Origin of the sequence: Nonomuraea sp. NPDC050022 (genome assembly GCF_044460705.1) — a bacterium.
In the GTDB taxonomy this organism is placed as follows: Bacteria; Actinomycetota; Actinomycetes; order Streptosporangiales; family Streptosporangiaceae; genus Nonomuraea.
Genome location: NZ_JBITKE010000002.1, coordinates 94442 through 108997 on the forward strand (window position 1 = coordinate 94442; position 14556 = coordinate 108997).

General features: G+C 71.3%; 15 protein-coding genes. 4 read left to right on the forward strand and 11 right to left on the reverse strand.

What is annotated here, in order from left to right; genetic code table 11:
• Positions 1 to 15: 15 nt before the first annotated feature.
• Genes priA through hisD form a run of 7 tightly spaced genes read right to left on the reverse strand, consistent with a single transcriptional unit; the run spans position 16 to position 4910 of the window.
• Complete coding sequence (priA, locus tag ACIBO2_RS06955; RefSeq protein ID WP_358538145.1) at positions 16 to 738, reverse strand: bifunctional 1-(5-phosphoribosyl)-5-((5-phosphoribosylamino)methylideneamino)imidazole-4-carboxamide isomerase/phosphoribosylanthranilate isomerase PriA; 723 nt, start codon at positions 736 to 738, stop codon at positions 16 to 18.
• Complete coding sequence (locus ACIBO2_RS06960) at positions 738 to 1067, reverse strand: hypothetical protein (RefSeq protein WP_225291749.1); 330 nt, start codon at positions 1065 to 1067, stop codon at positions 738 to 740. Before ACIBO2_RS06960 ends, priA begins: the two co-directional genes overlap by 1 nt.
• Positions 1060 to 1695 (reverse strand): imidazole glycerol phosphate synthase subunit HisH, encoded by a 636-nt coding sequence (hisH, locus tag ACIBO2_RS06965; RefSeq protein WP_357945479.1) that lies wholly within the window; start codon positions 1693 to 1695, stop codon positions 1060 to 1062. Before hisH ends, ACIBO2_RS06960 begins: the two co-directional genes overlap by 8 nt.
• Positions 1689 to 1844, reverse strand: coding sequence for a hypothetical protein (locus ACIBO2_RS06970; RefSeq protein WP_357945477.1), 156 nt, complete (start codon positions 1842 to 1844; stop codon positions 1689 to 1691). Before ACIBO2_RS06970 ends, hisH begins: the two co-directional genes overlap by 7 nt.
• Positions 1841 to 2434, reverse strand: a complete 594-nt coding sequence (hisB, locus tag ACIBO2_RS06975; protein ID WP_358538150.1) for an imidazoleglycerol-phosphate dehydratase HisB — start codon at positions 2432 to 2434, stop codon at positions 1841 to 1843. The genes ACIBO2_RS06970 and hisB overlap by 4 nt, the downstream gene beginning before the upstream one ends.
• A 59-nt stretch (positions 2435 to 2493) precedes the next feature.
• Positions 2494 to 3579 carry a histidinol-phosphate transaminase gene (locus ACIBO2_RS06980; RefSeq protein ID WP_397295789.1) on the reverse strand — a complete coding sequence of 362 codons (1086 nt, stop codon included), beginning with the start codon at positions 3577 to 3579 and terminating at the stop codon, positions 2494 to 2496.
• A gap of 8 nt (positions 3580 to 3587) precedes the next feature.
• On the reverse strand, positions 3588 to 4910 hold the full coding sequence (gene hisD / locus ACIBO2_RS06985) for a histidinol dehydrogenase (RefSeq protein WP_397295791.1): 1323 nt from the start codon (positions 4908 to 4910) through the stop codon (positions 3588 to 3590).
• Positions 4911 to 5161: 251 nt separating this feature from the next.
• Between hisD and ligD the strand changes: the two genes are divergently transcribed.
• Positions 5162 to 6151, forward strand: coding sequence for a non-homologous end-joining DNA ligase (gene ligD / locus ACIBO2_RS06990; RefSeq protein WP_358538157.1), 990 nt, complete (start codon positions 5162 to 5164; stop codon positions 6149 to 6151).
• Positions 6152 to 6162: 11 nt separating this feature from the next.
• On the opposite strand, the gene ACIBO2_RS06995 is transcribed toward ligD, so the two are convergent.
• On the reverse strand, positions 6163 to 7314 hold the full coding sequence (locus ACIBO2_RS06995) for an MFS transporter (protein ID WP_397295794.1): 1152 nt from the start codon (positions 7312 to 7314) through the stop codon (positions 6163 to 6165).
• Between the two features lie 54 nt (positions 7315 to 7368).
• On the opposite strand from ACIBO2_RS06995, the gene ACIBO2_RS07000 reads away from it, so the two are divergent.
• Complete coding sequence (locus tag ACIBO2_RS07000) at positions 7369 to 8127, forward strand: helix-turn-helix domain-containing protein (protein WP_397295796.1); 759 nt, start codon at positions 7369 to 7371, stop codon at positions 8125 to 8127.
• A gap of 20 nt (positions 8128 to 8147) precedes the next feature.
• Positions 8148 to 8642 (forward strand): Cys-tRNA(Pro) deacylase, encoded by a 495-nt coding sequence (gene ybaK, locus ACIBO2_RS07005; RefSeq protein WP_358538161.1) that lies wholly within the window; start codon positions 8148 to 8150, stop codon positions 8640 to 8642.
• Here the strand turns inward: ybaK and ACIBO2_RS07010 are convergent.
• On the reverse strand, positions 8623 to 11022 hold the full coding sequence (locus ACIBO2_RS07010) for a transglycosylase domain-containing protein (protein ID WP_397295798.1): 2400 nt from the start codon (positions 11020 to 11022) through the stop codon (positions 8623 to 8625). The two genes, ybaK and ACIBO2_RS07010, sit on opposite strands and share 20 nt — an antisense overlap.
• Before the next feature lie 58 nt (positions 11023 to 11080).
• Complete coding sequence (gene murA / locus ACIBO2_RS07015; protein ID WP_357945456.1) at positions 11081 to 12391, reverse strand: UDP-N-acetylglucosamine 1-carboxyvinyltransferase; 1311 nt, start codon at positions 12389 to 12391, stop codon at positions 11081 to 11083.
• A 63-nt stretch (positions 12392 to 12454) separates the two neighbouring features.
• Here murA and ACIBO2_RS07020 point away from each other — a divergent pair, with 63 nt between their 5' ends.
• Positions 12455 to 12964 carry a hypothetical protein gene (locus ACIBO2_RS07020; protein ID WP_358538166.1) on the forward strand — a complete coding sequence of 170 codons (510 nt, stop codon included), beginning with the start codon at positions 12455 to 12457 and terminating at the stop codon, positions 12962 to 12964.
• A 134-nt stretch (positions 12965 to 13098) separates the two neighbouring features.
• Here ACIBO2_RS07020 and ACIBO2_RS07025 read toward each other — a convergent pair whose 3' ends face one another.
• Positions 13099 to 14466, reverse strand: a complete 1368-nt coding sequence (locus ACIBO2_RS07025; RefSeq protein WP_397295801.1) for an amidase — start codon at positions 14464 to 14466, stop codon at positions 13099 to 13101.
• Positions 14467 to 14556: the final 90 nt, after the last annotated feature.

Below are 14556 nucleotides of genomic sequence, written 5' to 3' on the forward strand. Positions count from 1 at the left end.
CCCCCTCCCGAGGAACTAAGCGCGTACCGCGATCAGCGCGCTCTCCAGCGTGAAAGCTTGAGCGTAAAGGGCCTTGCCCACGATGGCACCCTCCACGCCGTCGGGCACCAGCGAAGCCAGCGCGACCAGGTCGTCAAGAGAGGAGACGCCGCCGCTGGCCACCACCGGCTTGTCGGTGCGCTCGCAGACCGCGCGAAGCAGGTCCAGGTTGGGTCCGCGCAGGGTGCCGTCCTTGGTGACGTCGGTGACCACGTAGCGGGGGCAGCCGTCGGCCTCCAGGCGTTCGAGCACCTCCCACAGGTCGCCGGCCTCCTCGGTCCAGCCGCGGGCGGCCAGCGTCGTGCCGCGTACGTCCAGCCCGACGGCGATCTTGTCACCGTGCTCGGCGATCACCCGGCGGCACCATTCGGGGTTCTCCAGCGCGGCCGTGCCGATGTTGACCCGGCGGCAGCCGGTGGCCAGGGCCGCGGCCAGCGAGGCGTCGTCACGGATGCCGCCCGACAGCTCCACGTTCACGTCGAGCCGGCCGATCAGGTCGGTGAGCAGCTCCCGGTTGGAACCCCGGCCGAAGGCGGCGTCGAGGTCGACCAGGTGGATCCACTCCGCGCCCGCCTCCTGCCAGGCCAGCGCCGCGGCGAGCGGCTCGCCGTAGCCGGTCTCTGTCCCGGCCTCGCCCTGGACGAGGCGTACGGCCTGACCGTCCGCGACGTCCACGGCAGGGAGCAATACGAGCGACATCAGGTCCTCCGGTCGAAAGCGAGAGTCATGACAACAGGTGCCAGCAGCAGGGAAAACACGAACACGGCCAGGCTCAGGAGCGGCGCGCCCCACACCAGCCACGCCACCACCTGGACCAGCACGAACAGCAGCCCCACCACGGCGTTCTGGCCTCGGCGGCGGCGGGCGAGCAGACCGCCCTGGCGGGCGATCCGGACCGGGCGCGGGACCAGCCGGCCGAGTAAGGCGCGGCGGCGCGCGGCTCGCGCCTGCCGTGCCTCGTTGAGCCGGATCGCGCGCGCCCGCTCCGCCTCACGCTCGGCCCGGCGGCGCGCCCGCTCCTTACTCAAGGGTGCCGAGCCAGTTGGACAGCAGCGCTGCCCCGGCGTCGCCGGACTTCTCCGGATGGAACTGGGTGGCCATCAGCGGGCCGTTCTCCACGGCCGCCACGAACGGCACACCGTGCTCCGCCCAGGTGACCAGCGGCTCGGCGAAGCCGTCACCGGGGTGCAGCTCCCACTCGCGCACGCCATAGGAATGCACGAAGTAGAAGCGCGTCGCCTCGTCGATCCCGTCGAACAGCACGCTGCCCGCGGGCGCCTTGACGGTGTTCCAGCCCATGTGCGGCAGGACCGGCGCGTCGAGCCGCTCGACCGTGCCCGGCCACTCGCCGCAGCCCTCGGTCTCGACCCCGTGCTCCACGCCCCTGGCGAACAGGATCTGCATGCCGACGCAGATGCCGAGCACCGGGCGGCCACCGGCCAGGCGCCGGCCGATGATCCGCTCGCCGTACACACTCTTGAGACCGGTCATGCACGCCTCGAACGCGCCGACGCCCGGCACGACCAGGCCGTCGCACTCGAGCGCGGCGGTGAAGTCGGAGGTGACGGTCACGTTGGCGCCCACCCGGGCCAGGGCCCGCTCGGCCGAACGCAGGTTGCCCGACCCGTAGTCGAGCACGACGATGTTCTTCACCACCACATCACCCCCGCGGTGATCGCCAGCGCGGCGCCGACCGCGCAGGCGGCGGCACCGAGCTTGAGCCCCTGCCTGAACAGCGAGAACACGCCGCCGATGAGGAACAGCCCGATGAACACCATGACGATGGCGATCGTGTTGTCGGTCACAGCACGCCCTTGGTGCTCGGCACGCCCGTGGCGCGCGGGTCGAACTCCGACGCCTCGCGCAGCGCCCTGGCCAGCGCCTTGAACTGGGCCTCGACGATGTGATGCGCGTTGCGGCCATAGGGCACGCGTACGTGCAGGCAGATCGCCGCCTGGGCGACGAACGACTCCAGGACGTGGCGCGTCATCGTCGTGTCGTAGTCGGGCCCGATCATCGGCGCCATGCCCTCGGGCTCGGTGTGCACCAGGTAGGGCCGGCCCGACAGGTCGACGGTCACCTCGGCGAGCGACTCGTCCAGCGGGCACGACGCATTACCGAACCGCCTGATGCCCGACTTGTCGCCCAGGGCCTCGCGGAACGCGGCGCCCAGCGCGAGCGCCGTGTCCTCGATCGTGTGGTGCGAGTCGATGTGCAGGTCGCCCTCGGTCTTGACGGTCAGGTCGAACAGCCCGTGCTTGCCGAGCTGCGCCAGCATGTGGTCGAAGAAGCCGACCCCGGTCGAGACGTCGACCCGGCCCGTGCCGTCGAGACCCACCTCGACCAGGACCGAGGTCTCCTTCGTCGCGCGCTCGACGCGACCGACCCGGCCCACCGGCCCACCTTCGTCGGGGCTGTGAGCCGCAGAAGCGCCGTTTCCGTTGGTTGGCTCGCTCACAGCAGGACTCCCTCCAGGGCGGCGCGGAACGCCGCCATCTCCTCATCGGTGCCGATCGACACCCGCAGCCATTCTGGCGGGCCCACCTCGCGGATGAGCACACCGCCCGCCAGCAGGGCCTCCCACACCTTCCGCCGATCGGCGAAACGCCCGAACAGCACGAAGTTGGCGTCTGAGTCGGCGACGGTCAACCCCTTACCGCGCAGCCAGGCCACGATGTCGTCGCGCTCCTGCCTGAGCGCGTCGACCGTGGCGAGCAGCTCGGCGCGGTGCCGCAGCGCCACGCGGGCCGCCGTCTGGGTGAGCGTCGACAGGTGGTAGGGCAGCCGTACCAGCAGCAGCGCGTCGATCACGGCCGGGTGGGCGGCCAGATAGCCCAGACGGGTGCCCGCCATGGCGAACGCCTTGGACATGGTCCGCGTCACGATCAGCCTCGGGTGCGCGGGCAGCAGGGTGAGCGCCGAGGGCGTGCCTTCCCGGGCGAACTCCGCGTAGGCCTCGTCGACCACGACCATGCCCTTGGCCGCGTCGAGCACCCGGCTGATCGTCTCCATCGGCAGTGCGGTGCCGGTCGGGTTGTTGGGCGAGGTCAGGAACACGATGTCGGGCCGGTGCTCCTCGACCGCGGCGACCGCCTTGTCCGCATCGAGCGAGAAGTCGGCCTCACGGGCCCCCGAGATCCACTCCGTGCTGGTGCCGGTGGTGATGATCGGGTGCATCGAGTAGGACGGCTCGAAGCCCAGCGCGGTGCGCCCGTAGGAGCCGAACGCCTGGAGAATCTGCTGAAGGATCTCATTGGAGCCGTTGGCCGCCCACACCTGATCCTTGGTCAGCCCGTGACCCAGATAGGCGGCCAGGTCGGTGCGGAGCGCCTCGGCGTCCCTGTCGGGATAGCGGTTGAGCTCGGCCGCGCTGGCGCGCACCTCCTCCGCCAGGTCGGCGACCAGGGCCGGGGAGGGCGGGTAGGGGTTTTCGTTGGTGTTGAGCCTGACGGGCACGTCGATCTGCGGAGCGCCGTAGGGCGTGCGGCCCCGCAGGTCGTCGCGGATCGGCAGGTCGTCGAGCGTCACGTCAAGATTCACGCGGGGATTCACTGAGCCTCGTTTCGCGATGGGACCTGCCAGTCGAAGCGGGCGCGGATGGCGGCGCCGTGCGCCGGGAGGTCCTCGGCGTCGGCGAGCACCGTCACGTGCCCGGCCGCCTCGGCCAGCGCCTCGCGCGTGTAGTCGACGACGTGGATGCCGCGCAGGAACGACTGCACCGACAGGCCGCTGGAGTGGCAGGCGCAGCCGCCCGTGGGCAGCACGTGGTTGGAGCCGGCCAGGTAGTCGCCGAGCGACACCGGGGCGTAGGGGCCCACGAAGATCGCGCCCGCGTTGCGGACCCGCGCCGCGACGGCCGCCGCGTCGGCGGTCTGGATCTCCAGGTGCTCGGCGGCGTAGGCGTCGACGACCTTGAGGCCGTCATCGATGCTGTCGACCAGCACGATGCCGGACTGCCGGCCACCGAGCGCCTCGGTGATGCGCTGGGCGTGCTTGGTGACGCCGACCTGGCCCGGCAGCTCCTTCTCCACGGCCTCGGCCAGCCGGACGCTGTCGGTGACCAGCACGGCCGCCGCGATCACGTCGTGCTCGGCCTGGCTGATCAGGTCGGAGGCCACGTGCACCGGGTCGGCCGTCTCGTCGGCCAGGATCGCGATCTCCGTCGGCCCCGCCTCGGAGTCGATGCCGATGCGGCCCTTGAGCAGGCGCTTGGCGGCGGCCACCCAGATGTTGCCGGGCCCGGTCACCATGCTCGCGGCCGGGCACTCCTCCGTGCCATAGGCGAACATAGCCACCGCCTGGGCGCCGCCCACGGAGTAGACCTCGTCCACGCCCAGCAGCGCGCAGGCCGCCAGGATCGTGGGGTGCGGCAGCCCGCCGTGCTCGCGCTGAGCCGGGCTCGTCACGGCGAGCGACTCCACGCCCGCCTCCTGGGCCGGGACCACGTTCATGACCACGCTCGACGGATAGACGGCGCGCCCGCCGGGGACGTAGAGGCCCACGCGGTCGACCGGCACCCACCGCTCGGTCACGGTGCCGCCGGGCACGACGCGCGTCGTGACGTCGGCGCGGCGCTGGTCGCGGTGGACAAGCCTGGTGCGCCGGATCGCCTCCTCCAGCGCGGCCACGACCTCCGGCCGCAGCTCCCGCAGCGCCGCCTGGATCGCCTCCTGGGGAACTCGGGCCTGCTGGATCTCGACACCGTCGAACTTGGCGGTCAGCTCCCGTACGGCTGCCGCCCCGCGATGGCGGACCTCGTCGCAGATGGGCCGCACCTTCTCCAGGGCGGCCTCGACGTCGAGCTCGGCGCGGGGCAGCACGTCGCGCAGGTTCGCCGGGAGGGAACCGCGCATGTCAATACGGGAAATCACCCACCCAGTTTACGGAGTCCCCTCCCTGAATCCGGTTCTGTCCAGCATCCGGGACGGGGGCGGGTCGTCCCGAATGCCCCGCTATGGGAGTTCCCGAGCGCCACACCATGCTCGGCTTTAGGTGCATTTGTCCTGATATTACGAATCTAGTACGCCAGCGGCATAAGGCTCGCAGAGCCGTCTCCCGGCTTGACCATCTGCAGACCCCCGCCCTCAGGTGCCGATCTTGCCGCAGGGGTATGCCAGGGGTCATGGCGCGGCTGCCCGTCTATGCGCCGATGCTGGCTCAGCTCGGCTCCCTGCCGTCGGTACGTGGGGACAAGTGGGCCGTCGAGATGAAATGGGACGGCGTACGCGCCCTCGTCTACCTGGAGGACGGCGGCGTCCGGCTGCTGTCGCGCAGCGGCAAGGACGTCACCGCGGCCTACCCCGAGCTGCAGCTGATGGCCGGCGCCACCGGCGGGCGGCCGGCGGTCGTCGACGGGGAGATCGTGGCCTTCGACGACGCCGGACGGCCCAGCTTCGGCGCGCTGCAACCCCGCATGCACCAGCGCCACCCGGCCAAGGTCGCCGAGCTGGCCAGGGCCGTACCGGTGACGCTCATGGCGTTCGACCTGCTGCACCTCGGCTCCGACAGCACCATCGGCCGGCCCTACACCGAACGCCGTGAGCTCCTGGAGCACGTCCTGACGCCCGGCTTCCGCTGGCAGGTGCCGGTGTGGTTCCACGACCACGCGGACGGCGCGCTCGAGTCCTCTCGCCGGCTCGGCCTGGAAGGCGTGGTGTGCAAGCGCCTGTCGTCGCCGTACCGGCCGGGCCGGCGCAGCGCCGAGTGGACGAAGGTCAAGAACCTCACGGCCGTCGAGGTGATCATCGGCGGCTGGAAGGCCGGCGCGGGCCGGCGCGCGGGCACGATCGGCTCCCTGCTGCTCGGCGCGCACGACCGGGACGGGCGGCTGCGTTTCGTCGGCCACGTGGGCACCGGCTTCACCCAGGCGATGCTGGACGACCTGTACGAGCGCCTCACCCCGCTGGAGCGGCCCGACTCACCGTTCGCCACACCGGTGCCCCGCGAGGCCGCCCGCGACGCGCACTGGGTCGAGCCGCGCCTGGTGGGCGAGGTCCGCTACGCCGAGCTGACCGGTGACGGCCGCCTGCGCCACCCCTCCTGGCGCGGCCTGCGCCCCGACCGCGAACCGGCCGAGATACGCCTGGACACCGGCGACTGGGCCGCCGGCTGAGCCCTCGATCGCTACGCGCCGGCAGCGGGCAGCGGCTCCCGTACGGCGGGAGCGGGGTCCTTGAGCGTACGGGCCAGCAGCCAGGCCAGCGCCGGGAAGACGATCAGGCCGGCGAGCGCGACCCGCAGCGAGGTGGCCTCCGCCACCGCCCCGACGAGCGGGCTGGTCAGGCCACCGGCGCTCACCGCCAGACCGAGCGTGACGCCGCTGGCCGTGCCCAGACGGTTGGGCAGGAAGTCCTGGCCCAGCGTCACATGCAGGGAGAAAGGCGCGTACAGGGTGATCGACGAGGCCGCGATGAAGATGTACGCGGAAGGACCCGGCGCCAGCACCACACCGGCGATGGCCGGGACGGCGGCCGCGTACGCCAGGCACATGGTGCGCACCCGGCCCCAGCGCCCCGCCAGCCGGCCACCGAGCAGCGTCCCCACCGCGCCCCCGGCGAACAGCACGAACAACGCCACCGCCCCCGCCGCGCCCCCACCCATGTACAGGGCGACGAACGCGCTCAACCCCACGTACGCGATCGACCGGAAGACGATCACCAGGGTGAGCCGGACGAACGACGGCCAGTCGTCACGCCCGACGGAACGGGCGCTCGCCCGAGCCGCCTCACCGTGACGGGAGAGCGAGCGGATCACCGTGAGCGTGAGCAGCGCGCCCACCACGGCGGGGATGACCAGCAACGGCGAGGCGCCAAGCCCCCACAGCGACAGCAGCGGTGTGACGACGATCGGCGCGGTGGCGAAGCCGAGCGTGCCGCCCAGCGAGAACCAGCTCATCCGCACGTGACTGCCCTCGCTGGCGATCCTGGCCAGGCGAGCCGACTCCGGGTGGTAGGCCGCCACGCCGAGACCCGACAGCGCCACCGCCAGCCAGGTGAGGACGTACGCGTCGGTGACACCGCTGAGCGCGACCCCGAGCCCGGCCGTGAGCATGCTGACCGGGATCAGCCACGGCATCCGCCGGCGGTCGGTGAGCGCGCCGAAGACCGGCTGGACGATCGAGGACAGCAGCGTCGCGGCGAGCACGATGCCCGACGCGGCGACGTACCCGTAGCCGCGCTGCGCCACCAGGAAGGGCACCAACGCCGGCACCGCCCCCTGGTACACGTCCACACCGGCATGGCCGACGGCCAGCATCACGATCTTGTTCGCCTTCACCCTCCGATCGTCGCCCCGGGATGACCTGGCCCGCTTCCGATAAAATGCCAATCCATGATGGAAATCCGCCATCTTTCGGAGGCACCCACCGGGATCCGGCCACTCGCGCCCGGCACGGGGATCGACGCGCACCGCCACGACACCCACCAGATCACCTACGCCTGCCGGGGCGTCCTGTCGGTGACGACGAGCGCGGGCACCTGGGTGGCCCCGGCCAACCGGGCCATCTGGGTGCCGGCCGGCACCGTCCACGAGCACCGCGCGCACGGCGACACCGACCTGCGGCTCGTCGGCCTGCCCATCGCCGACAACCCGCTGCGCCTCGACCGGCCCGCCGTCCTCGCCGTCGGCCCGCTGCTGCGCGAGCTGATCATCGCCTACACCGCCGCCGCTGTGGGACCGGACCCCGACGACGGCGGCGCCGAGCGGCAGCGGCTGCGGGCCGTCCTGCTGGACCAGCTCCGCCGCTCCCCCGAGCAGCCGTTCCACCTGCCCACGGCCCGCGATCCCCGGCTGGCCGCCGTCTGCGCGCTCCTGCACGACGACCCGGCCGACCACCGCACGCTCGCGCAGTTCGGGCGGCTGGCCGGCACCAGCGACCGCACGCTGGCCCGGCTCTGCCGGAGCGAGCTGGGGATGACGTTCCCGCAATGGCGTACGCAGCTGCGCCTGCACCACGCGTTGCTCCTGCTGGCCGACGGGATCGCGGTCACCACGGTCGCGCACCGGTGCGGCTGGGCCACCGCCAGCGCTTTCATCGTCGCCTTCCGGGAAGCTCTTGGGTACACCCCGGGCCGCGCCTTTACAATGTAGATTCGCTACACTGGCATCCTGTGAGCAGATCGAAAGCCCAAGGGGGCACTCCGGCCACGGTGGCGCTGACGAAGGCCAAGGCCGAGTTCACCCTTCATCCCTACGAGCACGACGCCAACGCGCAGGCCTATGGCGAGGAGGCCGCCGACGCGCTCGGCGTGCCGCACGAGCGGATCTTCAAGACGCTGGTGGCCGAGGTGGAGGGCGCGCTCGCGGTGGCGGTCGTGCCGGTCTCGGGCAAGCTCGACCTCAAGGCGCTGGCGGCGGCGCTCGGCGGCAAGAAGGCGGCCATGGCCGACGCGGCGAAGGTCGAGCGCGTCACAGGCTACGTGGTCGGCGGCATCAGTCCACTGGGCCAGCGCAAGCGGCTGCCGACCGTGGTCGACGCGTCGGCGCTGGAGTTCGGGACGATCTACTTCTCCGCCGGAAAGCGGGGGCTGCAGATCGAGACCGCCCCCGCCAACCTGATCTCGCTGACGGGGGCCGTGACCGCCGCTATCGGAAGTGCCGGTTGATCCTGTCACGGCGATGACGCGGCTCCAGGAAATCGCGGGGACGCCGCGGTTCCAGGACATCATCGGGACGCCGAGGTTCCATGACGTCCTCGGGACGCCGAGGGTCTCGGGCGTCCTCGGGACGCCGAGGGTCCAGGGCGGCACCGGGACGCCGTTCCAGGACGTCACGGCGATGCCGTGGCTCCCGGAAGTCCCGGCGGTTCCATCGATCCATGAACGTGAAGCGTCCGCGGTGGTCGAACTTCCGGCGCCTGTCGCGGGCGAACCGCTCGTGCTCGTGACGGGCCTTCGCCTCCGCCTCCAGCGCCTCCTTCAGGCCCGGGGTGAAGCCGCCGCCGAAGCGGGACATGTCGGGGCGGGGAAAGCCCGACGGGGCGGTGTCGCTCAGCGCCTCCTGCATCGAGTCGACCCAGATCGGGCCCGGTAGCGAGGCACCCTGCACGGAGCCGTAGTACTCATCGCCGATCTGGACGTTCTGCAGGGGATAGCGGTAGGCGCCCCTGATGTCCCCGACGCTGACCGCGGCCGCCAGGTCCGGGGTGTAGCCGGCGAACCACGCCGAGGTGTAGCCGTTGTTCGTGCCCGTCTTGCCCGCCGCGGGACGGCCGATGCTCTGGCCGCGCATGGTGCCCTCGGTGAAGACGCCGCCCAGTACCCAGTTGACCGCATCGGCCACCGGCCGGTCGAGGGCCTCCTCGCAGGCGGGCGGCACCTGGGTGCGTTCGCCGGCCCGGCCGGTGATCTCCACGATCGCCAGCGGCCGGCAGTACCTCCCCCTGGCCGCGAACGTCGCGAACGCCGCCGCCACCGTCACCGGGTCCATCTCGTTGGCCCCGAGCGTGAACGTGGGCACCTCGCGCAGCGGCGTCCCGTCGGCGCGGGAGATGCCCAGCGATTTGGCGGTCGTGACCACGTTGCAGAGGCCGACCTTGCGCTCCAGCATCATGTAGAAGATGTTGACCGACTTCCAGGTGCCGGTCTCCAGGCTGTGCGGGCCGCCGGCGCCCTCGCCGGAGGCGTTGTAGATGGTCGTCTTCGGGTCGTTGACGCGCCGGCCCCGGCAGTCGCGATAGCCCTGATCGGGCGTCAGCTCGCCGGGGGTCTGGAAACCGTCCCCGAACCGCCAGCCCTGCTTCAGCGCCGTGGCCAGGGTGAACACCTTGAACGTGGAGCCGGCCTGGAACCCCATCCCGCCGCCGTGCGTCATGTCGGCCGGCAGGTTGAAGGTGGTCCTGGCGCCGTTCTTCTTGTTGCCCGGGTTGCGGCCGAAGCGCTTGCTCGCCGCCATCGCCATGATCCGCCCGGTGCCCGGCTCGACCATGGCCTCGGCGGCCACCTGGGTGTCGTCGGGGTGCACCCGCTGCCGGATGGCGTGCTCGGCGGCCCGCTGGGCCACCGGGTCGAGGCTCGTACGGATCACCAGACCGCCCGTGCTCATCCTCGCCTGCCGTTTGGCCGGAGTGTTGCCGAAGGCGGGGTTGGATAGGAGCTCCCGCTGAACGTAATAGCAATAGAACGGGTAGTTGCTCTGGGCGCACCCGCCGGGCTCCGGATGGAGCTTGAGGTCGAGGCCGGTCCGCTTGGCCGCGGCCGCCTCCTGCGCCGAGATCCCGCCCACCCCGACCATCCGGTCCAGCACGATGTCGCGCCGCTGCCGCAGCCGGACCAGGTGCCGGTCACCCAGCGAGGGATCGGTCGAGTACGGCATGCGCACCGCCCCCGCCAGCGTGGCCGCCTGGGTCAGGGTGAGCCGGGCGGCCGTGGTCGAGAAGAACCGCCTGGCCGCCGCCTCGACGCCATGAGCGCCCGCGCCGAAGTACGCGATGTTCAGATATTTCTCAAGAATCTCGTCCTTGCGGTACTTCTCCTCCATCGCCAGCGCGTACCGCAGCTCGGTGATCTTCCTGGCCAGGTTGGGCGCGCGGGCCCGGTCGCGCTCGGCGTCACTTCGGGCGCCTTCCACCAGGATGTTCTTCACCAGTTGCTGGGTGAGGGACGAGCCGCCCTGCTTGATCCCGCCCGCCTGCGTGTTGGTGAGCAGTGCCCGGATCGTGCCCTTGACGTCCAGACCGCCGTGCTCGTAGAACCGGGCGTCCTCGATGGCCACGATCGCCTTGCGCATCACCGGCGCCACCTGGTCGAGTCGGACCGTCGTCCGGTTGGCCTCGTAGAACTGGGCGAACTGCTTGCCGTTCCGGTCGAGGAGGCGGGTCACCTGGGACAGCGGCTCCTCACGAGGCGCGGGCGGCAGGTCGACGAACGTCGTGGCGACGTTCTTGGCGGACAGGCCCGCCCCGGTCACGACCGGGGCGGCCAGCGCCGCCGCCAGGACCCCGCCGATCGCCCCGGCCACGGCGAGCACGCCGACGGATCTGAGCACAGTCACTCAGTTGATCTGCGGCCGGGAAGCCCTCGGTAAACACCGGCCTCGCGCGTCTTTACTGTTGTCTGCGGATATTCAGACCAAGTGACGCGAACTGCTCGAACGGCTGGTGATAGCCGCGCTCGATGTGGTTGACGCCGCGTAGCGTCGAGGTCCCGTCCGCCACCGCGGCGGCCAGCACGGCCGAGAATCCGGCCCGGATGTCGGGCAGCGTCACGTCCGCGCCCTTGAGCTGTGACACGCCCCGTACGACGGCCGAGTGCCTGGCGTTCGTGTCGTGGTAGCGGCAGGCCGGGCCGCCCAGGCACTGATCGAACACCTCGATCTCGCAGCCCATCTTCTGCAGTGCCGGAACGTAGACCAGGCGGTTCTCGAAGACGGTCTCGTGCAGCACCGACATGCCCTGGCTCTGCGTGAACAGCACCATGAGCGGCGTCTGCCAGTCGGTCATGAACCCGGGATGCGTGTCGGTCTGCACGGCCGCCGCGCGCAACCCCTCGGGCGGCGCGGTGGCGCACAGGTATTCGTCGTTGATGTCGAACTGGGCGCCCATCCTGGCCAGCGTGGTGATCGCGGTGACCAGCCGGTCCTGTGGGCAGCCGTGCACCCGCACCTCGCCGCCGGTGATCAGGCCCGCCGCGAGGTAGGAGAACGCCTCGATGCGGTCGCCCGCGAGCCAGATGGAGGCGCCGTGCAGCCGCTCCACGCCCTCGATGACGATCCTGCGGTCGGGCGAGAGCTCGATCCTGGCGCCCATCCGCTGCAGGAACAGCGCCAGCTCCACGACCTCGGGCTCCATCGCCGCGTTCTTCACCACGGTCTTGCCCTCGGCCAGCACCGCGGACATGAGGATCGTCTCGGTCGCCCCGACACTCGGATACGGAAGTTCCAGCCGGGTTCCGTTCAGCCGCTTGGCCTTGGCGAAGATCCCGGTATCGCCCACCTCGACCTCGGCGCCCATCGCGCGCAGCGCCTCGACGTGGAAGTTCACCGGCCGCCGGCCGATGGGGTCGCCGCCGACCAGCGGCACGAACGCCTCCCCCGCCAGGTGCAGCAACGGGCCCAGCATGAGGATCGGGATGCGGTTGAGCCCGGTGAACGCGTCGGGCACCCGCGGCCTGATCTCCGGCCCCTGACCGATGCGGATCTCCGTCCGGGTGATCTCCACGTTGATGCCCAGCGCGTCGAGCATCGCCGCCGTGATGCCGACCTCGCCGACCTCGGGGACGTTGTGGATGGTGCTCTCCCCGGTGCCCAGCATGGCGGCGACCATGTGCTTGGACACCGCGTTCTTGGAGCCGCGTACTTCGACGTCACCTCTGAGGGGACCGGAGGGTTCGATCAGCCAGACCTTGTCTTCAATCACGAGGCGAGCCTAGCCGGGAGATACGATCGACCTGATTAAGACGTAAATGTGAGGGGGAGCGGCGTGGCGAGGCATGTTCGCGCATTTGCGGTTACTGTCCTCATCCTCGCCACTCTGGCAGTGCTGGCCGGCCTGCTGTGGTCCCACCTGTCCCCCCGCGCGCCGTACCAGGTCACGGCGCAGGGACCGGTGCTGGCGGACCCGACCACGCAGGCGCTGATCGCCGCCGACGGATGGTACGCGGTGATCACCGGCGGGCTTGGGCTGGCCTGCGGGGCGCTCGCGTGGTTCCTCGGCCGGCGGCACCAGCTCGCCGTGCTGCTGGGGCTCGGCCTCGGCGGGGTGCTGGCGGCCTTCCTCACGCTCTGGGTGGGTTCGACGTTCACGTTCGGCGTGGTGGCCGTGGAGGCCGCGGCCGAGCCCGGGGTGAAGGTCGTCCCCGGGTCGCTGGCGCTGACCGCCACGGGCGTGATCGTGTCCTGGCCGCTGGTCGCGGTGGGCTTCTTCGGGCTGCTGGAGGGCATGCACGGGTATCGCGAGTCGCCGCTGCGCAAGCCGTACGGGATCGGCTGACGGCGCCCCTCAAGGGGCCGCTGGTCAGAGGCGTCGGGTCATCGGACGGACAGGTCCTTGGACGGGCTGGCCGTCGTCAGAACTGGCCGTCGGAAGGGCTGGCCGTCGGAAGGGCTGGCCGTCGGAAGGGCTGGTCAGAGGGGTGGGCGGCGCAGGCCGTGCTCGGTGGCCCGCTCGAAGGCGCGGGCCACGCGCAGCACCATGGCGTCGGCGAACGGCCGGCCGATGATCTGCACGCCGACCGGCAGCCCCGACGGCGTGAACCCGGCGGGGACCGACGCGGCGGGCGCGTGCAGGACGCTGATCCAGTACGCCGAGCGCATCCACGCCAGGTAGTCGGGCAGCCGGACCCCGTTGATCTCGCTCACGTAGGGGTGCTCGACGGGGAACGGCGGCACCTGGCTGACCGGGGCGATCAGCACGTCGTAGGTGTCGAAGAAGGCCGCCATGCGGTGGTAGAGGCCGCTGCGCAGGCGTTCGGCCCTGGCCAGGTCGGCGCCGGTGAGCTTGCGGCCCTGCTCGACGTTCCAGGCGGTGTTGGCGCCCAGCCCGTCGAGCTCACCGAAGGCGAGCGTGTAGTACCACGCCCGGTAGATACGGAAGGCGTCATCGGCGTCCGACAGGTCCAGCTCGACCTGCTCGACGCGCGCGCCGAGCCGCTCGAACACGCCGGGCGCCGTCGCGGTGACCGCCGCCGTCTCGGGGTCCACCGGCAGCCCGCCCAGATCGGGGCTCCAGGCCACGCGCAGCCCGGCGACGTCGCGCTCGTCGGAGGTGAAGTCCTCGGTGATCGAGTACGGAGAACGAGCATCGAATCCCGAAATAACCGACATCATCAGGGTCAGGTCGTCGACCGTCCTGGCCATCGGCCCCTGAACGGAGAGCGTGTACCAGGCGGCCTGGTCCGACAGGGCGGGCACCCGGCCCGGCGTCGGCCGTAGCCCCACCACGTTGCAGAACGAGGCCGGGTTGCGCAGCGACCCGCCCATGTCGGAACCGTCGGCGAGCGGCACCATCCCGGACGCCAGCGCCGCCGCCGCCCCGCCGCTACTGCCCCCGGCGGACCTGGACAGGTCGTAGGGGTTGCGGGTGGCCCCGAACACCTCGTTGACCGTGTGGGAGCCGGTGCCGAACTCCGGCGTGTTGGTCTTGCCCACGAGGATCGCCCCGGCCGACCTGAGCCGCTCCACGATCACGTCGTCCTTGTCGGGGACATGATCGGCGTAGATCGGCGATCCGTAGGTGGTGCGGATGCCCTTGGTGTCGACGAGGTCCTTGTGCGCCACCGGCACCCCGTGCAACGGCCCCGTCGCCGCACCGGCGTCGGCGGCCTTGGCTGCGTCGAGCGCCTGCTCGGCGACCAGCGTCACGATGGCGTTGACCTGGGGGTTGACCTGCTCAATGCGGTCGAGATGAGCCTGGAGCAGCTCGACGGCGCTCACCTGGCGGGTCCTGACCAGGTGAGCCATCTCGGTCGCGGTCAGGTAGTGCTGTGCGGTCACGATCCGATTGTCGCTCACACTTCCAGGCGGTCACGATCCGGTTGCCGCTCCCGCCCTCAGGCGGTCACGGTCCGATTGACGCTCACGCCC

Bases quoted from the DNA above. Each gene is read 5' to 3' on its own strand.
- priA (WP_358538145.1), bottom strand. From the start codon at position 738: ATGTCGCTCGTATTGCTCCCTGCCGTGGACGTCGCGGACGGTCAGGCC.
- ligD (WP_358538157.1), top strand. From the start codon at position 5,162: ATGGCGCGGCTGCCCGTCTATGCGCCGATGCTGGCTCAGCTCGGCTCC.
- ACIBO2_RS07000 (WP_397295796.1), top strand. From the start codon at position 7,369: ATGATGGAAATCCGCCATCTTTCGGAGGCACCCACCGGGATCCGGCCA.